Source organism: Solwaraspora sp. WMMA2101, from assembly GCF_049179175.1.
Lineage (GTDB): Bacteria > Actinomycetota > Actinomycetes > Mycobacteriales > Micromonosporaceae > Micromonospora_E.
On the sequence record NZ_JBMHMA010000006.1, the window covers coordinates 2,355,873 to 2,379,413 of the forward strand.

The 23,541-nt window shown below is 70.7% G+C and carries 19 protein-coding genes and 1 pseudogene; 14 read left to right on the forward strand and 6 right to left on the reverse strand.

The window, feature by feature from the left end; all coding sequences use genetic code 11:
• The first annotated feature begins 45 nt into the window (after positions 1–45).
• Positions 46–1,887: a non-ribosomal peptide synthetase gene (locus tag ACN28F_RS11395; RefSeq protein ID WP_421357669.1), complete on the forward strand. Its 1,842-nt coding sequence runs from the start codon at positions 46–48 to the stop codon at positions 1,885–1,887.
• A complete protein-coding gene (locus ACN28F_RS11400; protein ID WP_289207993.1) occupies positions 1,880–2,119 on the forward strand; it encodes an acyl carrier protein in 240 nt (79 codons plus the stop codon). Before ACN28F_RS11395 ends, ACN28F_RS11400 begins: the two co-directional genes overlap by 8 nt.
• Positions 2,120–2,166: 47 nt before the next feature.
• On the opposite strand, the gene ACN28F_RS11405 is transcribed toward ACN28F_RS11400, so the two are convergent.
• On the reverse strand, positions 2,167–3,879 hold the full coding sequence (locus tag ACN28F_RS11405) for a condensation domain-containing protein (protein WP_289207994.1): 1,713 nt from the start codon (positions 3,877–3,879) through the stop codon (positions 2,167–2,169).
• A 14-nt stretch (positions 3,880–3,893) separates the two neighbouring features.
• On the opposite strand from ACN28F_RS11405, the gene ACN28F_RS11410 reads away from it, so the two are divergent.
• Genes ACN28F_RS11410 through ACN28F_RS11430 form a run of 5 tightly spaced genes read left to right on the forward strand, consistent with a single transcriptional unit; the run spans position 3,894 to position 11,220 of the window.
• Positions 3,894–5,108 (forward strand): aromatic ring-hydroxylating oxygenase subunit alpha, encoded by a 1,215-nt coding sequence (locus ACN28F_RS11410; RefSeq protein WP_421357670.1) that lies wholly within the window; start codon positions 3,894–3,896, stop codon positions 5,106–5,108.
• Positions 5,105–6,523: a flavin monoamine oxidase family protein gene (locus ACN28F_RS11415; protein WP_421357671.1), complete on the forward strand. Its 1,419-nt coding sequence runs from the start codon at positions 5,105–5,107 to the stop codon at positions 6,521–6,523. The genes ACN28F_RS11410 and ACN28F_RS11415 overlap by 4 nt, the downstream gene beginning before the upstream one ends.
• A complete protein-coding gene (locus ACN28F_RS11420) occupies positions 6,520–7,440 on the forward strand; it encodes an LLM class flavin-dependent oxidoreductase (RefSeq protein WP_421357672.1) in 921 nt (306 codons plus the stop codon). The genes ACN28F_RS11415 and ACN28F_RS11420 overlap by 4 nt, the downstream gene beginning before the upstream one ends.
• 5 nt (positions 7,441–7,445) lie before the next feature.
• Positions 7,446–9,320, forward strand: a complete 1,875-nt coding sequence (locus tag ACN28F_RS11425; protein ID WP_289211124.1) for an ATP-binding cassette domain-containing protein — start codon at positions 7,446–7,448, stop codon at positions 9,318–9,320.
• A gap of 31 nt (positions 9,321–9,351) precedes the next feature.
• On the forward strand, positions 9,352–11,220 hold the full coding sequence (locus ACN28F_RS11430) for an ATP-binding cassette domain-containing protein (protein ID WP_289207997.1): 1,869 nt from the start codon (positions 9,352–9,354) through the stop codon (positions 11,218–11,220).
• Between the two features lie 4 nt (positions 11,221–11,224).
• Here ACN28F_RS11430 and ACN28F_RS11435 read toward each other — a convergent pair whose 3' ends face one another.
• From ACN28F_RS11435 to ACN28F_RS11445, 3 genes are all read right to left on the reverse strand, one after another.
• Positions 11,225–11,695 carry an alpha/beta fold hydrolase gene (locus ACN28F_RS11435; RefSeq protein WP_421357673.1) on the reverse strand — a complete coding sequence of 157 codons (471 nt, stop codon included), beginning with the start codon at positions 11,693–11,695 and terminating at the stop codon, positions 11,225–11,227.
• Between the two features lie 48 nt (positions 11,696–11,743).
• Complete coding sequence (locus ACN28F_RS11440; protein WP_421357674.1) at positions 11,744–12,037, reverse strand: alpha/beta fold hydrolase; 294 nt, start codon at positions 12,035–12,037, stop codon at positions 11,744–11,746.
• Positions 12,038–12,266: 229 nt separating this feature from the next.
• Complete coding sequence (locus ACN28F_RS11445; protein ID WP_421357675.1) at positions 12,267–13,286, reverse strand: alpha/beta hydrolase; 1,020 nt, start codon at positions 13,284–13,286, stop codon at positions 12,267–12,269.
• A gap of 106 nt (positions 13,287–13,392) precedes the next feature.
• On the opposite strand from ACN28F_RS11445, the gene ACN28F_RS11450 reads away from it, so the two are divergent.
• The 6 genes and pseudogenes from ACN28F_RS11450 to ACN28F_RS11475 all read left to right on the forward strand — a co-directional run.
• On the forward strand, positions 13,393–14,796 hold the full coding sequence (locus ACN28F_RS11450; RefSeq protein WP_421357626.1) for an IS701 family transposase: 1,404 nt from the start codon (positions 13,393–13,395) through the stop codon (positions 14,794–14,796).
• A 223-nt stretch (positions 14,797–15,019) separates the two neighbouring features.
• Positions 15,020–15,715 carry a proteasome protein gene (locus ACN28F_RS11455; RefSeq protein ID WP_289208000.1) on the forward strand — a complete coding sequence of 232 codons (696 nt, stop codon included), beginning with the start codon at positions 15,020–15,022 and terminating at the stop codon, positions 15,713–15,715.
• Positions 15,716–16,360: 645 nt separating this feature from the next.
• Positions 16,361–17,224, forward strand: coding sequence for a hypothetical protein (locus tag ACN28F_RS11460; RefSeq protein ID WP_421357676.1), 864 nt, complete (start codon positions 16,361–16,363; stop codon positions 17,222–17,224).
• Positions 17,225–17,528: 304 nt separating this feature from the next.
• Positions 17,529–18,485 carry a hypothetical protein gene (locus tag ACN28F_RS11465; protein WP_421357677.1) on the forward strand — a complete coding sequence of 319 codons (957 nt, stop codon included), beginning with the start codon at positions 17,529–17,531 and terminating at the stop codon, positions 18,483–18,485.
• A 376-nt stretch (positions 18,486–18,861) separates the two neighbouring features.
• On the forward strand, positions 18,862–20,214 hold the full coding sequence (locus ACN28F_RS11470; protein ID WP_421357678.1) for a hypothetical protein: 1,353 nt from the start codon (positions 18,862–18,864) through the stop codon (positions 20,212–20,214).
• A 9-nt stretch (positions 20,215–20,223) separates the two neighbouring features.
• A pseudogene (locus ACN28F_RS11475) lies at positions 20,224–20,555 on the forward strand (IS701 family transposase); the annotation flags it as partial.
• Positions 20,556–20,773: 218 nt separating this feature from the next.
• Here the strand turns inward: ACN28F_RS11475 and ACN28F_RS11480 are convergent.
• Both ACN28F_RS11480 and ACN28F_RS11485 read right to left on the reverse strand, forming a co-directional pair.
• Positions 20,774–21,442, reverse strand: a complete 669-nt coding sequence (locus ACN28F_RS11480) for a hypothetical protein (protein WP_421357679.1) — start codon at positions 21,440–21,442, stop codon at positions 20,774–20,776.
• Between the two features lie 147 nt (positions 21,443–21,589).
• A complete protein-coding gene (locus ACN28F_RS11485; protein ID WP_421357680.1) occupies positions 21,590–22,303 on the reverse strand; it encodes a hypothetical protein in 714 nt (237 codons plus the stop codon).
• A 64-nt stretch (positions 22,304–22,367) separates the two neighbouring features.
• Between ACN28F_RS11485 and ACN28F_RS11490 the strand changes: the two genes are divergently transcribed.
• Positions 22,368–23,536 (forward strand): IS3 family transposase gene (locus ACN28F_RS11490; protein ID WP_421357131.1). Its coding sequence is split into 2 segments (ribosomal slippage): positions 22,368–22,623 and positions 22,623–23,536, totalling 1,170 coding nucleotides; the frame shifts between segments, so codons are not numbered across the junction.
• Positions 23,537–23,541 lie beyond the last annotated feature (5 nt).

The following is a 23,541-nucleotide window of genomic DNA, read 5'->3' on the forward strand; positions in this document are numbered from 1 at the left end:
GTCAGCCGGGCCCCGATGCGGCTGCCGGGAAGGAGCCCGATGCCGATGAGCCAGGCACCGGTCCACATGGAAGCGCTCGGCTCGACCCGGCCCGCGTCGGTCGTGGCCCTGCTGGAGCAGGTGGTGGCCGAGACTCCGGACGCTGCGGCGATCATCGAGGACGGCCGGGTCACCGACTACCGGACCCTGTGGCGCGAGGTCGAAACGCTGGCGGGCGTCGTGGCCTGCGACGGTGTCCGACCCGGTGAGCTCGTCGGGGTCACGGTACGGCGCTCGGTCACCGGGATCGCCTCGCTACTCGCCGTGCTGCGGGCCGGTGCGGCATACATACCGTTGGATGCCGCAGACCCGCCGGCCCGCCTCCACGACATCGCGACGACCTGCGCGCTGCGCCGGATCCTGCTCGCCGCGCCGCTGCCGGCCGCCCACGCGGCCGATCTGCCCACCCGGATGATCGAGACAATCCCGGCACCGGAGACGGCCCCGCCCGCCGAACCGGTCGGCGAGGTCGGCGGCGACCAGCCGGCGTACGTCATCCACACCTCCGGCTCCACCGGCACCGCCAAGGGTGTCCTCGTCGGACACGGTGCCCTGGCGACGGCGGCGACCGCGCTGGCAAGGGCGTGGCAGATCACCCCCGGCGACCGCGTCCTCAGCTTCGCGGCCCTGACCTGGGACACCAGCGGCGAGGAGATCTACCCGGCGCTTCTCGGCGGGGCGACCCTGGTGATCGACCGGCGGGCCACCGACGGCACGGTCGCCGGCCTGCTCGCTGCGGTCGCCGCCAACGACGTCACGGTGATCGACCTGCCGACCTCCTTCTGGTACGAAGTGGTGGAATTCCTCCGGTCGACCGGTCGTCAACTGCCGCCGTCGCTGCGACTGGTGGTGATCGGCGGCGAGGAGGTGGCCGCAGGACCGGTCCGCACCTGGTGCGAGCTGGTGCCCGACCGGGTCCGGCTGGTCAACACCTACGGCCAGACCGAGACCGTCCTGGTCACCCACCAGGCCGACCTCGCCGGCCCGACCGGGCGGGCGCTGCCCGACGGCACGCCGGTGCCGATCGGCCGGCCACTGCCACACGTACGCCAGGTGCTGGTCCCGACGGCACCCGGCTCCCGGACCGCCGAGCTGTACATCGGCGGCCCGGCGCTGAGCCTGGGGTACCCGGCCCACCCGGCGGAGACCGCGCGACGGTTCGGTCCCGTGCCCGGCAGCGGCCCCATGGATTCTGGCGGCGACGACGGACGCATGTTCCGCACCGGTGACCTGGTCGGCAGCGGCGAGGACGGTCAGCTGCACTACGTCGGCCGGGTCGACCGGCAGCTCAAGGTACGCGGCCACCGAGTCGAACCGGAGGAGGTCGAACGCTCCCTGCTCGGCCACCCGGCGCTGGTCGCCGCAGCGGTGTACGCGATCGACGCGCCGGCCGGCGGTCGACAGCTGGCCGCCGCTGTGGTGCCCCGCGCCACCACGGCCGTGACCGGGCCGGAGCTGGCCGGGTGGCTACGTGACCGACTGCCCGGCCACCTGGTGCCGACCCGGTGGTCCGTGCGGGCCGCCCTGCCGCTGCTGGCCAACGGCAAGGTCGACCACGCGGCACTCGCCACGGCCGACCTCCCGGCAATCGACGCCGATCCCGTCGTCGCCGATCCGGTCGACGCCGATCCCGTCGTCGCCGAGGTGGCGGCGATCTTCGGTCGGGTGCTGGACCGGGCGTACGGGCCCGACGACGACTTTTTCGACGCCGGCGGTGACTCGCTGCTCGCGGCCCGGCTCATCTCCCGTCTCTACCGCCGCTACGACATCGAGCTCACCTTCGTCGACCTGTTCGAGTGGCGTACGCCGCGCGGTCTGGCGGACCTGCTGCGGCCCGGCCATGGCTGAGCCGGCGTCCGACAGGTACCTGGCCGAGATCCTCGCGACCTGCGCCGACGTACTCGGCCGCTGCGTCGCCGCCGAGGAGAACTTCCTCGACATCGGCGGCGACTCGGTCACCGCCACCGACCTGTTCCTGCGGCTGGAGGCCCGGCTCGGCACCGAGCTCGACATCACGCTGTTCTTCGAGGCGCGCGACTTCCGCGAGCTGGCCACCCGACTCGCGGAGTCGACCGGATGAGCGGGTCCGGCGACAAGACCGTCCCACCTGGTGACCGGATGATCCGGTCACCGGGCCGGCCGCAGCCGCCGGGCCAGCCGGATCAACGGCACCGCAGTGGTGAAGTCGTCCGGCACCAGCCCCGCCCATCCGGCGGCGGACAGCCGGGCGAGGACCGCCGGCACCAGCAGCAGCCGGCCACCGGCCGCCAGGTAGCACCGGTCCTGGTCGACGTGGTCGAGCTCGTGCAGGTCGGCCACGGCCGCGCGCAGCGCCGCCACAGCGGACACCGCACCACCGGGCATCGTCCCAGCGGCGGCCGTCGACTGGTCGACGGCATCGTCGGCCGGGCGGCCCGGATCCTCCCCTGGGCTGAGGTCCACCAGCGCTGGTTCGCCGAGGTGGGTGCCGAGCCGGGCGGCGACCTCGTCGAGCGTCAGATCGGCTCCGGCGAGGTAGGCCCGCAGGATACGCTCCGGGCCGCTGAGCATCGCCCGCATCTGCCCCGGATCGAGGACCATGCTGTTGAAGCTGGCCAGGATCCACATCGCACCGTCCTCGACGGTGTTCATCAGGTACGCGTCGAACCCGGCCGGGTCGGGCGTCGTCTCGTTGCGGCCCATCCCGAACTCCAGCTCGCCCGCCGTGGCCAGCAGATCGGTCAGTTCGCCGTCGCCGCGCTGCTGCAGCGCGGTCAGCTCCGGACTCTGATCGAAGTTGATCGTCGTCCCGACCGCGATCACCTCGCCCCGCCGGCGCTGCTCGGCGGCGAACATCTCCCGCAGGGTGAGCTGCCCCACCCGGTAACGGCTCTGCACCTGGAACGTCCGCACGCGCAGCCGCTCGATCAGGGCGCCCAGCGACGGGCGGTCCGAGACGTCGACCGTCGTGGGGAGGATGCAGTGGTAGCAGCCGACGGTGTCGCGCTCCTCGACGGTGCGACCTGCGAAGTGGTTGCGCACCACGGTCACCGCAGCGCCGGACATGATCGCCAGCAACGCGTGCATCAGCGCCGAATAGACCACCGCCGGGCTGGTCCGGTGCCGGCGGGCGGCGAGCACCAGCGCCGGCGGCAGGGCGGCGGAACGGTAGCTGGCTCCGTACCGCTGGAACACACCGGGGCGCAGCGGCACGAACAGCCTGGACGGAATCCGGCGTACCTCCTCGTGCCAGAACCGCTGGGCCGCCAGCCGGACCGCCGCCAGTTCACCGGAGTCCTCGTCCCACGCCGAGTCGGCGGGCTGTGGGCCGTCGGACGGGCCGGGCAGGTCGGGGTGGCCGGGGCGGTCGGAATCGTCCTCGCCACCCGGCATCCGGCACGCCTGCGCCAGCTCGGCCAGCACGATCCGTTCGCTGTACCCGTCGAAGACCGCGTGACTGGCCACCACCAGCAACTCCACCGCGTCGCCCGCCGAGCGGACCACGCCGAACCGGACCTGTTCCGGATCGGCGTCGGTGAACGGCGGCTCGGTCAACGCGAGGCGGAACGCCGCCCGCGCGGACTCGGTCCGCTCGTCGCACACCCGGACCGGCAGCTCGCCGCCGGCGGCCCGCACGACCTGCACCGGCATGCCGTCGGCGGCGAGCCGGAACGCGGTCCGCAGCGCCTCGTGCCGGGCGACGAGTCCACGCAGGATGGAGACCGCCCGGTCGTACGGGACCGGCGGATCGGGCCGGTACGCGACGGTGATCGCGTTGCAGGTGCCGGTGAGCAGCTTCCACCACTCGAACTGCTGCGCCCCGCCGAGCGGCGCGCGCCGGACCTCCGCTCCCCAGCCCATCGCGAGATCATGCCATGGTCGCGCAGGCAAGGAGGCAGGCGTTGACGCCGGAGTTTCCCGCGACGTTGCCGCCGGAGTTCGTGGCGACGTTGCCGCCGGCCGGGCAGGCCACCGGACTGCCCGCCACGGCGTACACCAGTGACCAGGTCCTCGCCTGGGAACGGGACCGGTTCTGGCGCCACGGCTGGGTCTGCGTCGGTCGGAGCGCGGCGCTGGCCGGGCCGGGTGACCAGGCCGGGCTGGACGTGGCCGGCACCGGTGTGCTCGCCGTACACGACGCGACCGGCCGGCTCCGTACCTTCCGCAACGCCTGCCGCCACCGGGGGCACGAGTTGGTCGGTCGGGACTGCACGGTACGCCGCTCCACCGTCTGGTGCGCGTACCACGCCTGGGTGTACCGCCTGGACGGCACCCTGCGCAACGCGCCCCGGTTCGACCCGCCGCCCGACGCGGACCTCGACCTGCTGCCGGTGCGCTCGGCGCAGTGGCAGGGTTGGCTCTTCGTCGACGTCGGCGGCGACGCACCGCCGCTGGCCGACGTGGTCGGCGACCTCGACGCCGCGCTCGCCGTATACCGGCCCGACACGCTGCGGGTGGTCGCCACCGAGCGGTACGAGGTGGCGGCGAACTGGAAACTGATCGTCGAGAACTACCTGGAGTGCTACCACTGTCCGAGCACCCACCCGGAGCTGAGCCGGGTGCAGCGCACCGAGGGCGGGGAGAGCTTCACCACCACCGGCCAATGGCTCGGCGGGCAGCTGGACCTGCGCAACTCGGCCGCCTCGATGTCGCTCGACGGCTCCGGCCCCGGCTGGACCTTCCCCGAGTTGGACGAGGAGACGGTCCGGCAGGTCCGCTACCACCTGCTGCCGCCCGGCTTGTTCGTCACGGCGACCCCGGACCACCTGGTCACCCACCGGCTGGTGCCGGTGGCGGCGGACCGGACCCGGGTCGAGTGCGAGTGGCTGTTCCCGGCGGAGCTGGTCGAGGCGGACGTCGATCCCGGCTACGCCGTAGACTTCTGGCACACCACCAACCGGCAGGACTGGGCCGCCTGCGAGTCGGTGCAGCGGGGCGTCTCCGGCGGCGGCTACCGGCCCGGACCGCTCGCCCCGCACGAGGACCTGCTCCGTACCTTCCTGGCGCGACTCGTCACGGCGTACCGGTCCGACGGGACGCTGGCACCGGCCCGCACGACCGCGGCCACCGCCACGGAGCCGGCCCGGTGACCGGCGGGCCACCGGTGGACGCGGCGGACGCGGTGGACGTGGTGGTGATCGGTGCCGGCCTGGCCGGGCTGACCGCCGCGACCGAGCTGGCGGCGGCCGGGCGGCAGGTGCAGGTGGTCGAGGCGCTCGACCGGGTGGGTGGCCGGACCGCGAGCCACCACCGGTACGGGCAGGCGCTGGACGCCGGCGGCAGCTACCTCGGCGTACGGCATCTGCGGGTCCGCGAGCTGGCGGCGCGGTTCGGGCTGGCGCTGACCCCGACCGCCGCGCCCGGCGCCAACCTGTACGACCTCGGGGCCGGCCTGCTGCGGTCGGACGCCGGCCGGCCGGCGTTCAACGCACTGGCCGTCGGTGACGCGCTGGACCGGCTGGACGATCTCGCCGCGACGGTGCCGCCCGCCGACCCGGCCACCGCCGAACACGCCGCCGAGTGGGACCAGCTGACCGTCGCCGCCTGGGCGCACCGGGAGCTCCGCCATCCGGACGCCCGGCTGCTGGTCGACCTGCTGGTCCGGCAGATGCTCGCCGCCGACCCCGCCGACGTCAGCCTGCTGCACCTGCTGTTCTACCTGGCCTCCGGCGGCGGAGTGCACTACCTGACGGCGTTCGCCGGCGGCGCTCAGCAGGACCGGTTCGTCGGCGGTGCGCACCAACTGGCCGAACGGATGGCGGCGGCCCTGACCCGGCCGGTCCGGCACGGAGCCGAGGTCACCGACCTGTACGCCGTACCCTCGGCCGGTCGACCCGGTGCCCGCCCCGGCCACGGCCCGGTCCGCGTGGTCGGCCCGGGGTTGTCCGTCCTGGGCACCCACGTGGTCGTGGCGGTGCCCCCCGGGCCGGCCAACCGGATCCGGCTGCACCTGCCGAGTGTCCACCGCCCCGCGCAGCCGGCCCGCACCCGCGGTGCCACCGTCAAACTCCACCTGATCTACGAACGTCCGTTCTGGCGGGAGGCCGGGCTGTCCGGCTGGGTGACGGCGCGGACCGGTCCACTGCGGTACGTCGTGGACGACTCCGCCGGCCGGGACGGGCTCGGCGTACTCGTCGGTTTCGTCACCGGCCCGGACGCCAGCCGGTACGCCGCCGGGTCCGGTGCCGCCCGCCGGGTGGCCCTGCTCGACCGGCTCGCCGGCTGGTTCGGGCCGACGGCCCGGCAGCCGCTGGCGGTGCTGGAGCGCGACTGGCAGGCCGAGTCGACCGTCGAGGGCTGTTACGCGGCCGTACCCGAGCCCGGCTGGTGGACGGCGGCAGGCCCGCCGTGGCCGACCACGGCGGCGGACGGACCCGTCCGCTGGGCCGGGACCGAGCGCTGCGCACAGTTCTACGGCCACCTGGAAGGGGCGGTGCGGTCCGGGCAGGAGACCGCCCGGCGGATCATCGCCGCCGACCCGGTCCGCGCGCCGGCGGCACAATGAGCCGCCCCGACGGACCGGCGGAGCTGGTCGGCGACGGCGTGCGGTTCGGCCTGCTGGTGCCGAACGTCGGCTACTACGCCGACCCGGTCCGGCTGGTGCGACTCGCCCGGACCGCCGAGGAGTCCGGCTGGGACGGCGTGTTCCTCTGGGACCACCTGCTGATCGACCGGGCAGGCCGGCTGCCGGTGGCCGACTCCTGGACGGCGGTCACCGCCATTCTGGCCGGCACCCGGCGGATCCGGTGCGGGCCGCTGGTCGTCCCGCTCGCCCAACGGCAACCGTGGAAGGTCGCCCGGGAGACCGCCACCGCCGACCAGCTCAGTGGCGGCCGGCTGGTGGTCGGCGTCGGTCTCGGCGCCAGCGCCGACACCGATTTCGCCGCCTTCGGGCTCGATCCCAGCCTGGCCGCCCGAGCCCGGCGGGTGGACGAGTCGCTCATGATGCTGGACCAGCTGTGGAGTGGTCGTGAGATCAGCCACCGGGGCGACCATCTCCGACTGGACCGCGTCACGTTCCTGCCGACACCGGTGCAGCGCCCCCGGATCCCGCTCTGGATCGCCGCCACCTGGCCGGTTGCCGGTCGGCGGGGGCCGGCCGCCCGGGCAGCCCGCTGGGGGCCACTTGCCCGGGCAGCCCGCTGGGACGGCATCGTCCCGATGGTGCGCGAGCCCGACGGCGGACTACGGGGACCGGACAAGACAGAGCTCGCCGAGATCCTGACGGCGACGCCGTCGCGGGCTCCGGGCTGGACGGTGGCGGTCCCCGGTCGGCTGCCACCGGACGATCCGCTCCAGGCCCGGGAGCTGGTCGCCGGCCTCCGGACCGCCGGTGCCACCTGGTGGCTGGAGTCCTTCGACCCGTGGCGACGCGATCCCCGACAGGCCTGGTCGTGGGCCGGGCAGGGTCCACCCCGGTGACGACCATGAAGGCGGCACCGGTGGCGCTGCTGTCCGACGTCCGGCTGCTGACCGGCGCGCTACGCGCGGCCCGGCCGCCGCTGACCTCGGCGCTGACCGTGCTGCTCGTCGCCGGAGCTCTGCTGCCACCGGCAAGTGCCCTGGCGATGGCGCACCTGGTCGGGCAGATCCAGACGACCGGCCAACTCGGCGCCCCGCTGTCGGCGGTCGTGCTGCCGTTGCTCGCCTTCGTGCTGGTGCTGTTGGCGGGCCATGTCGTGGACACCGCGGTGACTCCCCTGGCGACGCTGGCCACCGCCCGGATCGACGGTGCGCACCGGGCCCGGGTCGCCGGCCTCGCCGCCGGTACGACCATCGCCGCGTTGGAGGACCCGGAGGTCCGGGCGATGATCCGGGCGGCCCGGGCCGATCCGGAGAACTGGACGGAACACACCCCCGGTGCCGGCGCGGTGGCCGGCCTGCGGCTCGCCGCCAGCCTGACCGGGGTGGCCGGCAGCTGCCTGGTGCTGGCCGCCTACGCCGGCTGGCTGGTGCCGGCGCTGCTGCTTCCCGCTCTGATCAACGGAATGTTCCGGCAACGCGACGCCGCCCGGGGCATCGCGATCTGGCGGTCCGGGACCATCGACGGAGCGCGCAACCAGCGCTGGCTCGCCGTGGCTACCTCACCAGCGGAAGGCAAGGACATCCGGATCTACGGACTCGGCGACTGGCTGACCCGGCGGATCCAACGACACGCACTCGCCATGGACGGCCCGGTATGGGCGGCGCTGGCCCGCGCGATCCCGCGCGAGGCCGGCCAGCTGCTGTTGATCGGCGTCCCGCTGGTCGCCGGCTACGCGACGGTCGCGGCCGGCGCGGCCGGCGCGGCCGGCGCCCCAGCCGGATCCGACCGGGTCGTCGCGGCGACCGCGGTGCTGGCCAGCGGCGTCACCATCTTCCAGACCCTGGGCTGGAGCGAGGACCTGCGGGTCGCCGTCGCCGCCACCGGCTGCCTGCGCGCCACAGAGGACCTGGCGGATCGACTGCCCGTACCGTCGACCACGTCGGAGCCGACCGCCCGAGCGACGCCACCACCACCGGCACCGGAACCGGCGCTGGCCGGCCCGCCGCTGGTCCGCTTCGAGCAGGTCTCGTTCGGCTATCCGGGAGCCCGACGCCCGGTCCTCGACCGCCTGGACCTGGAGATCCGGCCGGGCGAACTACTCGCCATCGTCGGCCTCAACGGTGCCGGCAAGTCGACCCTGATCAAGATCCTGGCCGGGCTCTACCAACCGGACGCCGGTCGGGTCACCGCCGACGGGGTGGACGTCACGGCGCTCGGGCCGGTGGCCTGGCGGCACCGGCTGGCCATCGTCTTCCAGGACTTCGTGCGCTACCACCTGCCCGCCCGGGACAACGTCGCGCTCGGTCGGGGCGACCGCCCGTTCGACCCGACCGTACTCGACGCCGCCGCAGCGGACGCCGGGCTGGATCCGGTGCTGGCCCGGCTGCCCGCCGGCTGGGCCACCCCGCTGGCCCGTACCGTGCCCGGCGGGGTGGACCTCTCCGGCGGCCAGTGGCAGCAGATCGCACTGGCCCGGGCCCGGTACGCCGTACGGATGGGAGCCGACCTGCTGGTCCTCGACGAGCCGACCGCGCACCTGGACGTCCGTACCGAGTTCGAGGTCTTCCACCGGCTGGCCGCCGTCCGGGGCGGGGTGAGCGTGGTGCTGATCTCGCACCGCCTCTCCACGGTCCGCCAGGCCGACCGGATCGTGCTGCTCGACGGCGGCCGGATCACCGAAAGCGGACACCACGACGAGTTGATCGCCTGCCAGGGCCGGTACGCCGAACTGTTCGCGATCCAGGCCCGCCGGTTCACCAGCGGAGCTCACGGATGACCGACCGCCGGTTCACCAGCGGAGCTCACCGATGACCGACCGCCGGGCGGCCGGCGACGCCGCGCCGGACACCGGCCGGATCCGCCGCCGCCGCTACCTGCTGCTCTGGGCCGAACTGCTGGCGGACTCCTGGCGTCGGGCACCCGTACTGACCGCGATGCAGTTCCTCATCCCGGCCGCCATGGCGGCCGCCGTCGTCGGCGGCGCGCTCGCCCTCCGGATGGCGGTGGACGCGATGATCCGGGGAGACACCGGCGCCGCCGTCGTCGGCGCGGCCGGTGCCGGGTTGGCCGGCACCGCCGGCATCGTGCTCGGTGCGCTCGACTCACACACCGCCGGAATTCTGATCGGCAAGGTCGCCGTTCTCGACCTCAACCCACGAATCCACCGCGACATCACCACGCTCGACGGCCTCGAGCACCTGGAACGGACCGATTTCCAGGACCGGCTCACCCTGGTCCGCAACGCCGGATGGGAAATCGTCCTCAGTCTGTGGTCCGCCAACGGCGTCCTGTTCGCCGTACTGGAACTGACCGCGATGCTGCTGCTGCTCGCGACGGTGGACCCGTGGCTGCTGTGGCTGCTGGTCTTCGCCGCCGTACCGCTCTGGTGCGACCAGCAGGGCAACAACGCCATCATTCGGGCGGACCTCGCGGCCGCCGGGTCGGTACGCCGACAACGGCACCTGTTCGACCTGGCCACCGACCCTGCCGCCGGCAAGGAGATCCGGGTCGTCGGTGCCGCCGACGAGCTCATCCGTCGCCAACGGGCCGCCTGGGACGAGGCCGTCGGGCTGCGGATGCGGGCCCAGTGGGTCGCCGCCGGCTGGCGGCTGACGGGCTGGCTGCTGTTCACCACGGGCTTCGGCGCCGGGCTCGCCCTGGTCGTGCACCAGGCGACCCGGGGCACCGGTTCGGCCGGTGACCTCGTGCTGGCGGTGACCGTCGCCACCGCCCTGCGCCAGTCGGTCTACACCGGGGTCCGCTACACCACCAACGTCGCCAGCGCCGGCAGGGTGATCGACCCGTACCTGTGGCTGCGAGACTACGTCCGCGCCAACCGCAACCCTGCCGTCGGCGTCGAGCCGCCGACGCGGCTGCGCCACGGGATCACCCTCGACCGGGTCAGCTACCGCTATCCCGGCACTACCGGACAGGCGTTGGAGCAGGTCAGCGTGCACCTGCCGGCCGGCGCGGTGGTCGCGCTGGTCGGCGAGTACGGATCCGGCAAGACCACGGTGGTCAAGCTTCTCGGTGGCATGTACCGGCCGGACAGCGGACGGATCCTGGTCGACGGCGTACCGCTGGACGAGATCCGGACCCCGGCCTGGCGGTCCCGGATCAGCGCCACGTTCCAGGACTTCGGACGATTCCCCACCCGGTTCGCCGAGAACGTCGGCTTCGGCGATCTACCACGGATGGCGGACCGGGAACGGATCTCGGCAGCGGTGCGGGAGGTCGACGCCACCAACCTGTCCGACGGGCTGCCCGATGGGCTGGACACCGAACTCGACGCGGCGTTCGGTGGCGTCGACCTGTCCGAGGGACAGTGGCAGAAGACCGCCCTGGCGAGGGCCGCCATGCGTACCGGGCCGTTGCTGTTCCTGCTCGACGAGCCGACCGCGTCGCTCGACGCACCGAGCGAACAGGAGATCTTCGACCGGCAGATGGAGCGGTCCCGTCGGGCGGCCGCCGGCACGAATGCCGTCACCGTCATCGTCTCCCACCGGTTCTCCACGGTCACCCGCGCGGACCTGATCCTCACCCTGGACCAGGGTCGGGTCGTCGAGGCGGGCAGCCACCAGCAGCTGATGTCCATACCCGGCGGCCGGTACGCCACGCTCTACCGGATCCAGGCCGAGGCCTACGCATCGCCCAGTGGCGGGGACTCCACTGGTTGACGCACTACGGTGCGGGTGAGGCGCGCACGGCGTTCGCGACGATGGCGTCGGCGATCAGTTTCCACGCGCCTTCGGGAAGGTCGTGCCCCATCCCGGGAACCGTCAGAAGCCGGGCCCCGGGGATGGCATCGGCCGTGGCGCGGCCGCCGCTGGGACCGACCAGGGGGTCGCTGTCACCGTGGATGACCACCGCCGGCATCCTGAGGGTATGCAGGCCCTCGGTCCGGTCGGCGGCGGTCGCGTCGGCGGCGAGCTGACGCAGCGTGCCGGCCGGGTGGTAGGCGCGGTCGAACTTGGCGGCGGCGCGACGGGCCAGCTCCTCGTCGCTGGTGACGAACCCCGGTGAACCGATGAGCCGGTACAGCGCGACGTCAGCGGCGATCGCGGTCTCCCGGTCGGCGTCCGGGACGGGCAGCAGCGCGAACGGGTCCTCGATGCTGCTCTCCCCGACCGTACGGTCGCCCGTGCTCGCCATGATCGAGGCGAGGCTGGCCACGAGCTGGGGGTTGTCGATCGCGAGCTGCTACGCGATGTGGCCGCCCATGGAGGCCCCGACCAGGTGCGCACGGGACACGCCCAGCGCGGCGAGGAGGCCGGCGGTGTCGGCGACCATGTCGGACAGTCCGTACCGCACCGTCGACAGATCGCCCGTGAACAGCCCGGCCACGTCGACGTCGCCGTACCCGTCGAGCCAGGTCGACAGTCCGACGTCACGGTTGTCGAACCGGATCACCCGGAAACCGTGGTCGGCGAGAATCTCACAGAAGCCGTCGTGCCAGGCGATGAGCTGTTCGCCCAGCCCCATGACCAGGAGCATCACCGGATCATCGGCATCACCGAACGACTCGTAGCAGATATCGATACCGTTGGACTTCACGATTGGCAAGACACGTTCCCCTCTACAGCAGGTTCGTCCTCAGCGCGGACTCGCCGATCGGACCGCTTCCGATGGTTGCGCCGATCGTCGAGGAAGTCGTCGTCCGGACGCAGGCAGGCCCGTACCGCGGACGCGGTAGCCACCCGGGCTGGCTGCCGCGCCGTACCCCTCAACGGGCCGGCGAGACCGCTGACCGCGCGTGCTCAAGGGCCCACCTGTTGATGATCGCGTTGGTGTGCGGCGCGTTGCGCTGCAGGGCAAGGTCGTGCCCGGCGTCGCGGATCAGCACCGCGTCGACGGAGACAGCCGCAGCGAACGTCTGTCGCTGCACCAGCGCGAACTCGGCGGGGTCACTGCCCTTGAACAGGTAGTCGTGTTCTCCGACAACGACGAGGACCGGCACGCGGACCGCGCTCGCGAAGGACTGCGTGAACAACTCCTGCGCGAAGCCGGGAACCTCGGCCTCGGTCGTGGTCGCCTTGGTCCGCTCGTCGGCCGCCAGCGTCGCCGGAGCGGTGTTCGGCAGGTGGTAGAAGAACTGGCGGGTGTTCGGTGCCGTGGTCAGGTAGCCCTCGGGCAGCTTCCGGCCGGCCGGCACGAGTTCCGGAAACCCCTCGAAAGAGGGCGCGGTCCGGCGGTACAGGAACCCGGTGATCACCAGCGCGTCGACGTCGTCCGACTGGGCGGCCACGCCGGCCGCGACCACGCTGCCGTACGAGTGACCGACCAGCACGATCGGTAGCCGCTTGTAGGTACGGTCGATCCGGTCGACGAACTGGTCGATCGAGGCGACGTGTACGGCGGTGGTGACGGAGGCGGCCGGCGGCTTCGACGATCCGCCGGTGCCCACCCGGTCGATGGCGATCGCCACCCACCCGTCCCGAGCCGCCTGACGCGCCTGCGACACCACTCCTCGACTCGTCTCGAGATCGAAGTACCGGTGGTCGTAGGTGGCGCCCGGCACGAGGATCTGCACGCCACGGGCCGGCCGGGTGGGGGTGAACCGCTCGGCGTGGATGCTGGTCGCCGCCACTGCGTCCACCCCGACCGAGACCCGGACGTCCAGGTCGTCATGACGCCAGCCCGACCCACCGGCCTGCGCGGCACCTGGCACGAAGGTGGCCGCGCCGGCCAGTGCCACGCCGATCGAGACGGTGGTCGCCCACCGACGGAAGTTGAGCCCTTTCACCTTTTCTCTCCTCCTAGTACGGCAGCCGCCATTAGGGCTGTGACCAGGTAGGACGCGTTGGCAGGGTGGTGCAACGTAGACGCAGCCGCCTGTTGATCATGTGTTTGTGAGGACTACAAGATCGAAGGCGGCTGCTGCTGCCAGGGTAGCGGCCGACCGCGCTGAGCGCGCACGGGCCGAGCTGTTGGAGCGAACGCGGTCCTGTTTCGTCCAAGTGCGGACGTGGCTGCACGCGGGCCGGTACGTGTCGGCGCTGGTCAGCAGGATGCCGAAACGCAACGGGTGGACCATCGCCGAGCATGTCGGGGATGCCACGCCGGACCGGACCCAGCGGTTGTTGAACAGGGCGGTGTGGGACACCGAGGGTATGGCGAGCCAGGTACGGCGGTACGCGGCGGCCGGGTTGGACACCGCTGCCGGCCGTCGGCGGCGGCGTGGGCTGGCGGTCGGGGCGTTGGACGAGACCGGGCACCCGAAGCAGGGCACGGCGACGGCCGGGGTGAAACGGCAGTACATGGGCTGCGCCGGTCGGGTCGCCAACGGCATCAACACGGTCCACCTGGCCTATGTGCGGGAACGGACCGGGCACGCCCTGGTCGCAGCCCGGCGGTGGATCCCCGCCGAGCAGATCACCGACCCGGACACCGCCGCGCGGACAGGGCTGCCGACGGACACGCAGTTCCGCACGAAGGGCCAACTCGCGATCGACCTGTGCACCCACGCCTACGCCGACGAGCTGACCTTCGACGTGATCTGCGGTGACGAGGTGTACGGCGGCTGCACCGAACTGAGGGAGTTCCTCGAAGCCCGTGGGCAGGCGTACGTGCTGCGGGTCGCCTCGACGTGCGTGATCCAGACGCCGTCCGGTGACAGGCTGACCTGCGCGCAAGCCGTTACGGAACTCGCCGGCAGGCGCGGTCGTGGCTGGCAGGTCCGCTCGGCCGGTGCCGGGTCGAAGGGACACCGCTGGTACGCGTGGGCATGGATCGCCACCGCCTCACCCCGCCACCACCTCCTCGTGCGCCGTCACCTGGCCACCGGCGAACTGGCGTTCCACTACTGCTTCGTGCCCGAGGGGCAACCGGTGGTCGTGTCGCGGCTGGTCCGCGCCGCCGGGCTGCGGTGGCCGGTCGAGGAATGCTTCGAGTTCGGCAAGGACCACTTCGGCCTGGACCAGTGCCAGGCCCGCCTCCACGACGCGATCGCCCGGCACACCGTACTGGTCATGGCCGCTCTCGCCGTCTGCGCGGTCACCGCCGCGCGGTTACGCCACCGCACCGACAGCCAGGCACCCCCACCGGTCACACCCGACCAGCCGCCACCGGCCGAGCCCGGACTGATCCCACTGACCGTGCCCGAGATCGGACGGCTTCTCGCCGACGTCCTCCACCACCCACAACCACCCGACCACGCCCTCAACTGGCTGACCTGGCGACGACGACACCAGGCCCGCGCCCGCTGGTTCCACCAACGCACCCGCCTCAACCGCGAATACGCCCTGGTCAACTAGCAAATGGCGGCTGCCGTACTAGGGACCGCGGCGGTTCCGCAGTCACGAGGAAATCGTCCATTCGGGATCAGAAAGCGTCCAATACCGATCTGATCAGGGCTGATACCGGCCGGGTATCGCCGCGAATGCCGTCGATCGGCTGCCCGGTGCCGACACCTGTCGGGGTGTAGGCAGACGGCAGGCCGGGTATCTCTCGCCCGATCCCGCACCCCAGGAGGACACCATGACCGTCGTACTCGCCGTTGTCTGCAGTGACGGGGTGGTGATCGGCGCGGACTCCCAGATCACCGACAGCGACCGCGGGATGAGCTTCCCCGCCCAGAAGCTGCACCCGCTGGGCGCCTGCGCCGCCTGGGGCGGCAGCGGCGCGCGGGGGGTACTCAACGACCTGCGTCCTCTCCTGGAGGACTCTGCCCCCGCCATCCTTGAAGCACCCGACATCGGCGACGAGTTGCAGGAGCGTGTCCTGCCCGTCTTCAAGAAGCACTACGAGAACTACATCCCGGACGTGCCCGGCGAGAACAGCGGCGGCGGGGTGTCGGCGTACCTGCTCGCGGCCGGCTACAGCCAGGGCGGGCCGTGGATCGTGGAGATCAACCCCAACGGGCTCATCGGCCGTTACGAGGACGTGGGCTTCCACGCCGTCGGCTCCGGCGCGCCCATGGCGCAGCAGGCCGGCGCGTTGCTGTCCCACTTCCGGATGACCACGCGCACCGTCGAGTACGGCGTGGTGGGCGTGGTACGGGTACTGGAGGCGCTGGATCGGACCTCGCCGTCGGTCGGCGGGCCGTTCAGCGTCGCGTGCATCCGCGAGGAGGGCGCCCACCACCTCGACGAGAAGGAGGTCACCAAGGCGCTGAAGGACGCCCAGCGCTGGCGCGACCTCGAACAGGAGGCGCTCGACCGGCTGTTCGATTGACGCCGACGGGTGATCGGCGCCGACCGGATTCATCGCCCGGCACTGCTGCTGCACATGTTGCGAAAGGCCGTCTCCGACTGGCGGAAACGGCCATTGAACTGGGTGGAGCTGAGGGGATTCGAACCCCTGACCCCCTCGATGCGAACGTCACGGCACGGTACCTGTCATTGGTTGTCGCGTTCTGCCGTTGACCTGCACAAACGCGGGTAGGCGATGATCGTTTCTTGTCACTGATTGTCAATGCCTAGATGGGGTTTTCGGGGGGTAAACGGGGGCCATGTGCCCTGTGGCCGATGCTGGCGGCACGGGCGCAGGCTGGTTCCCTGCCGGAGGACACGTCACAGAACTGCGCCGACCTGACGGGCGCACTGACCGTTGACAACCGTCGAAGCGACGTACCCGTGGCCCCACGGCGGCCGATCCAGCACAGCATGCCGATGAGGATCAAGGCCAGCCGGCGATGCTGACCAACGCCGGGGTCGGCCTCGCGTTCCGTTGGCCTGAGAGCTGATGGTCCTCGTGCCGCCGTCCTGCGCTGCTCCTGCGCGGAGCGAACCGCATGCGAACGGCGCCACGTGGCGGGTGATCTACCAGGCGCCGAGAATCGACTGGCTGGCCCAGGGTCACCGGTGAAACGCTCTGATCGTGACGAAGAGAACGAGTGGGGCGACACCGTCGATCTCCCTGCGGGAGCAGGCCGCGGTCGAGGTGGCCTCTGCGCTGCGGGCCCAGGACCTCGGCCTACCTGTGAACTGGGAGCAATGGGATATCCCGCCCCGGCAGGGCGTCCACGACTTCTGGCTACAGCACGGGACGATCCAGGAGGCGCTGGAGGTCACCACCCTAATCGACCAGCACGCCACGACAGACGCGATGCACTGGCAGAAGCGTGGGCCAGGCTTCTCGACCACGGTCCCCGGCTTGTCATCCGCCTGGATGGTCATGGTGGACCCGGCATTCAACGCGAGGACGCTGACCGCCGGGCTGCCCGGCTGGCTACGGTCGCTCGAACGGGACGGAATCGGCGAGACCGGCCGATGGGACACCGCTCGAATGTACGTACATCCGGTAACGACCGCGCTCGCCGCCGCAGGCGTGATGATCGCCTCGGTCGTCCCTGGTCCGCCAGCGGGTGAGGTGGCCTTGGCGTACCTGTCCGGCATGCCGTCACGGCCAGCCGGCGACCCCAACCACATCGCGAAGACCCTCACCGAGGCCCTCACGCTGCCGCGCCACGTAGGCGACGCCGCCAAGCTCAACCGTTCAGGCGCAACGGATCGACATCTGTTCATGTGGGTGGACCCGGTGACGCGCTTGGACATCAGCCGCGCGCTCGGCGAGGGCATCCCGACCGTCGATCCAATCGTGGACCCACGCATCACCGAAGTCTGGCTCGGCCTACCCACGGGTGACCACGTAGATGTACTCCGCTGGTCGTCTACAGCCGGCTGGCGCTACGCCCAGGTGCCTCTGCAGTCCGGTTCCACAAATCACGATGACAACCCATGAAGCCGCACGGCGCGGCCTGCCCCGCGACTGCCCGTTGAGCGAGCAGTGCAGTCGCAGCACTGTTGGAGGCCGGAGTCCCTGCATCGCCGCGCTGGATCCCCCGCATAGGAACCTCACGACCTGCGGCCCGCCCACCTGTCTACGGTGGGCGGGCCGCAGATACGGACAGCCTGACTGGCCGTCAGCGGGTATGCATGAAGTACTCGATAAACCACTACACGAAGGCTCGCACAGCGCCGGCCCCGGGTTGGATCGTTCGAATCGAGTTGCGTCGGTCGTGACCGGTGGCGCAGGCTCGTTGGCTGTGGTTCGACGGCTGGAGACACGCAAGACCTGGTTCACCGAGGGTGCCCGCGCGCTGCGCGTCTACCTGCGTGCCCGGAACGGTGAAGACCGGCTCCCAAGCGACGAGGGCTGGTACGCCTGCCCGTTGTGCCTGACCACCGTCTTCAGAATCGAGGTCCTGGAGGAGCCCGACCCGATGCTGACCGAGGAGCACGTACCGCCTGCGTGGTCGGGCGGCACCGTGCTCGCGCTGACCTGCAAGCCCTGCAACAGCGAGGGCGGCCGGCTGTTCGACGGCGAAGCACACAAACAGCACACCCTGCGAAAATTCATGTCTGGCGAGAGCAGTGAGCCGGTTCGGGCCGCATTTACCCTCGACGGCGTGACCACTTACGGCGACTGGCACATGACCGGCACTACCGGCATGTGCATGTTCGGCGTGCCGCAGGCGAACAACCCCGCCACCGCCGATCTCATGACCGAGGCCATGGACCGCTACGTCGGACCGGACGCGCCGGACCTCCGCTTCACGATCACACCACGGATGCGGATCAACCCCGACCGCGCAAGGGCGTCGTGGATCCGCGCCGCCTACGTCGCCGCGTTCGCCCAGTTCGGCTGGCGCTACATCGCCCAACCCGCCCTAGACCCGATGCGCCGGCACTTCACCGACCCCACCAGCGTCCCCCTTCCGGTCCTGAGCATGACCGACCCTCAGGGGGACACCGCCCGTCGCGAGATCTGGATCATCCAGGAGCCCGCCGAGCGGCGCTGCGTCATGATCGTCCTCGGCCAGCACCGCGTCCTGCTGCCGCTGCCGGACGACACCCGGTCGCTGGAGGATCTGTCGCGGGCCTGGGTCGGCGACCATGACCTCACCCAGCGAGCCCGGTTCTCGGCCAGTGGGATCCTGTTACCGTGGCCGGACAAGCCCTTGTATTCGCTGGACGTTCTGCCGACGGACAATCATCGCTGACACGGCCCCGACATCCCTTCGTAGGGCTGCACCGACGGGACTCCCGCCGGCTAGCTTGCAGGATCCGCCTGCAGCAGTCTCGTGTCGAGGTGCCGAGCTCGTCGAAAACCGATCTCACCGGCCGTCGGGATGGGGGTCCGGCCGAGGCCGCTGCCGTCCCGAGGTCGCCCGAATCGCACTTCACGACGATCGCGGCCACGCACCCCACCCCTGGAATGGCACGGGTGCGTGGTTGTCACGGCCTCGCCTCGCCTGCTCGACCCGCCGCCGCTTGGTCCGCCCGGAACTCGTTTGCTTCGGACGGTGAAGGCTGCGATTCTGGCCGGCTGGCATGGTGCCGGCCGTCGCCGGTGGGCGCCGATGGGTGAGGAATCCTATGAACGAGCGGCACGGCAGCCGCAGGGCGGCGGTCGCAGCCCTGGTCCGGAGAGTATTGACCCATCTCGCGGCAAGCGAGGGCAAGCCCCGCATCGGCAGGATGATCGACAACCAACGCTGGTGGCGGCACGGCCAGGAAACCTTCCTCGGCATTCGCCCGCAGGCGTGGGACATGCCGGACGATGTGCCGATCGTAGGGTGGCTCGACAAGTTTGCCGAGATGGCCGATGTGCGACAGTCGTACGCCACAGACCTGGTTCTCCGCGACCGGGTTGACGCCATGATCGGCGCGGCAGGGACGCTGCAGGCGAGGAATTTCGCCTGGCTACTCGTGCAGCACGTCATCGAGCCGATGGTCCTCGCGACGGCCACGTACGAGTTCGACGATACGGTCTTCGACCGGTTCTTCGAGGCGTTCGACCGCGGCCTGGCCAGCGACCAGGTCCATATGGTGGAGTTCCTACCGCTCAATGGGTTCGACTCGAACGAGGTCGTCATCCTGCTGCCCGATGGGCTGGTCCTCCGGCGAATGACCGATCGGCAGATGGGCTTCGCAATCGATCAGCTCGCGGTACCCCGCATGGTCGGCGGAAGCGTCAACAGCGTGCGGATCTCCCGGTTCGACCAGTGGGCGTTGACGATCACGCGTACGTATCCCGTTGTCGCCGGCCACGGGGACCACCAAGCGCCGGCAGCTCCCGCCTTCCCCACCCTCGACGGTTCGGCCCGCCGGGTGGTGACGGCGCTTCGCCTTGTGTGCGGCGGGTCCGTTGTTGCTACCCGTCCCTTGCTGGCCCAGTCCGATGACGAGTTCCCCATCGTCCCCAGCTACACCGCGATCCACTCCGCGTTCGACAGCGCCGACAACGAGCGCCCGACGCTACTGATGACCGACGGCCTCGGCCAGTTCCGCGCCGTATACACCGCCCTGGCATGGCCCCACGTCGAGGCCGACCAGTCCTTGCAGGTCGCGATCCGTCGCCTCGTCCTCGCGGGCTCCCGCAACACCGACTCTGACCGCCTGATCGACCTGTCGGTCTCTGCCGAAGCGTTGTTCATCAAACGCGCGAACCTGCCGAAGGGCACCAAGGGTGACAAGATCGCAGCAGGGGCAGCCAACCTGCTCGCGACCGAACCCGATCTCAGCGCCAACAACGTCGAGGCGTTCATGAAGACCCTGTACCAGGCCCGCAACGCCGAGATCCACGGCGACGGCCAGCCGTACGCCTCGCTACACCTCGTGTCCGGCAGCCCGGCGACGTCACTGCGCGAGATGGTCGATGACGCCGAGCGAATCATGCGCCGCGCGGTGCTGCTGATTCTCGCGATCTATGCGTCTACCACATCATGATCGTTGCGGTCAAAAGGCTCCCGCGACCGCGACTGGGCCTCGATCGCCATCACCCCACCCGCCGACGAGACCCCCGGCCACCACTGGCTGCTGATCCGCTGCCGGATCAGCGACGGCAAACTGGGCTTCTACCGCTGCTGGTCGGCCCACCCCATTGCACTGCGCGCCCTCGTCCGCGTGGCCGGAACCCGATGGTCCATCGAGACCTGCTCGTCCAGACCGGCAAGACCATCGGCCTGGACGAGCCCCAGGTCCGCCGCTGGCACGCCTGGCACCGCCACGTCACCCTCCTCATGCTCGCCCACGCGATCCTGACCGTGATCGCCGCCCGCGCACACGACCACGTCCCCGGGCTTCCAGTCAATCGCTCGGAGGAGGATGTCTATCCTTCACGCCAGCGGCGCGAAGGATAGACTGGGCGCGGCGGATCGCTCCTCCGTGCGGATTGCTGGTCAGGCGCGGCGAGAGAAGGTCGATCAGGGTGGAGCAGTCGGCCAGCGGTCGGCCTTCCGTGTCGGAGATGGGACACGGGGCCTATGCGCCAGCGGCGGGTAAGTGTTCATGGATCGGGTTCTGGTCGGAATACTCCGTAGAATGGATATGGGTAGGGACATCGTTGCACTTCTCCAGCGCCCCTCACGAGCCACGCTCGATTCTCTGGATCGCGGAAGTAGATATCCACGTCTCCCCATCGCGACTGGACACCTTTGCGTTGGCGCGCAGCGAACCAGGAAGGCGGCTTGGGGCGATATTCCCCGCCGGCTGCTATCAGGGGGGCGCTTCCTGCAATTCCGGCTTCGATTCCTGGCGCTATAACGACAACTCTTACTTCGAGTATCGTGGTTGTGCCGCCATTGTTCACGGAGAAGTCGTACCAGTATACGACGTTTGGCCGTCCTGGTTCGTGAAAAAGCTGAGCCTTCGAACCAGCAACTGAACGTGCTGCTGCCAGCGCTCGGGCCTCACGGTCGGCGGCCAACTCATCCCGCGCGGCGCGTGCCTCCTGCCGCTCGAAATGAACCAGCCACGCCGCAGCCCCCGCAGCTGCGAAGCCCGCGAGGATTCCGCCAATGCCGCCCCACGCCTGCATCCAGTCAGTGACCTTCGGGGCTTCTTGGCCGGCTGGTGGGCGGTACCACATGGAGACGCTGAACATGCAGAGCACGATGGAGGCTAGGCCGCAGACCGCGCATCCGATGAGGTAGTTTCGAAAGGTCTTGTCGCGCACAGATGGGATTCTGCCGCCCGTCCGCAACCGCCCGCCGTCGCCCCCGCCTCGGCCAAGGCGGCGCCGTGGCGGACAGCCAGGCGGGTCGACCCGAAATCACCGAAAGGCTGCTACTGTATGTCGGTTTGCCCCGGACGAATGTAGCCGTCAGTCAACAAGGTAGTGGGCTTCGATGTACGCGACGGTGGAGTCATACGGCTCCCCCACCGGCTTCAACATGTATCGGCGGAAGACGGCGGCGGTAGCACGGCGGACGCCTCGGTTGCGAGCGTCTGCGTTGTCCCACGACTGGGCGAGGGTGCGGGTGACCACCTGGTCGATCTCCTCGGCCAGGTTCCTCTCCGTGATGGTGAGGCCGGCGGGTGCGTGGTCGTGGATGATTCGCGACAGGACACCCACATGGTCGTCGTCCAGTACTACAGCTTCCTCGGGGTGCTTCCCGGCGTTGACGATGGCGCGGGCGATCCGGAGTGCCTCGGAGAGGAAGTCCAGGGCGTCCTGGGCGTCCTGAATGATGCGGTCCCGCAGCAGCCTGATTCGTTCCGCGAGGGCGGTGTACTTCGCAGACCCGGGTTCAACCCCCTTGTCGAGCGCGGCCTTGATCCGGTCCAGGATCTCCGCTGCGGACGGCGGCTTCTTCTCCTCGCCCTCGTCCTTGCCGGGATTGGGACGGACGAGAGCCATCAGTTCCTTGAGGATGGCGATGCCCTGGGCGTCCAAGACGAGGGGTTCCTCCTGGGAGGCGACCACGGCGAAGGAGTGGACGTGGGCGTTGATGATCTCCAGGACCATCGGCCCCAGCTCCGCCAACCGTTCCTTTCGCTCCTCGTCGGAGGACTTCTTGAACAGGGTCGTGTACACGGACCCGAACAGTGAGGTGTACCAAGGATCTTGGACATGTCCTCCGAGTTGAGAGGATGGATCCATGTCCGAGCAACGTCGTCGATACAGTCCGCAGTTCAAGGCCGAGGCTGTGCAGATGGTCGTCGAGACCGGTAGACCGATCGCCGCGGTGGCCCGTGATCTGGAGGTCCACGAAGCCACCCTGGGCAACTGGGTCAACACCTGGCGCCGTGAACACGCCACGCCCGTACCGCCGCACACCGACCGGACCGAGGACACCCGTGTGAAGGAGATGGAAGACGAGATCCGCCGCCTGCGGATGGAGAACGAGTTCCTGAAAAAAGCCGCGGCCTTCTTCGCCCGGACGCACCCGTAGCCCTGCGGTGCGCGGTGATCGACGCGGAGAAGGCCACCTACCCGATCGCCTGGATGTGCCGCCTGCTGGGCGTGCCCCGCTCCACCTACTACGCCTGGCGGGAACGCGCCGAGACGGTCACCGCCGCCCGACGTCGGACCCTCGCCGACCACGTGCGGCGGGTCTTCGACGCCTCCCGGGGCACCTACGGCTGCCGGCGGGTGACCGCCGCGCTCAACCGCAAGGGTGTCGCGTGCAGCGTCGGGCTCGTCGCCGACCTGATGCGCGAGCTCGGCCTGCGGGCCTGTCAACCCAGGGCGTACAAGCGGACCACGGTGCCCGGCCGGGACCCGGTCACCGCGAAGGATCTGATCGACAGGGACTTCACCGCCGACACCCCGGGCACCCGCCTGGTCGGCGACATCACCTACCTGAGGACGGGTGAGGGCTGGCTGTACCTGGCCACCGTCATCGACCTGGCCACCCGGATGGTCGTGGGCTGGCAGACCGCCGAGCACATGCGCACGAGCCTGGTGGTCGACGCCCTGGCCATGGCCATCCGACACGGCCACGTCCGCCCGGATGCGGTGTTCCATTCCGACCGGGGCGCGCAGTACACCTCGGCCAGGTTCGCCCGCCACTGCGCCGACAACCAGGTGCGGGTGAGCGTGGGACGTACCGGTGTCTGCTGGGACAACGCCGCCGCCGAATCGTTCTTCGCCACCATGAAGAACGAGATGTACCACCGGGAACGCTTCGACACCCGTGCCCGCGCCCGGTTCGCCGTCGCCGAGTACATCGAGGTGTTCTACAACAGACAACGGCTGCACTCCAGCCTTGACTACCGCACCCCGGCCGAAGCCCTCACCGGCTACCAGGCCCTGATAGCCGCCTGACCAGC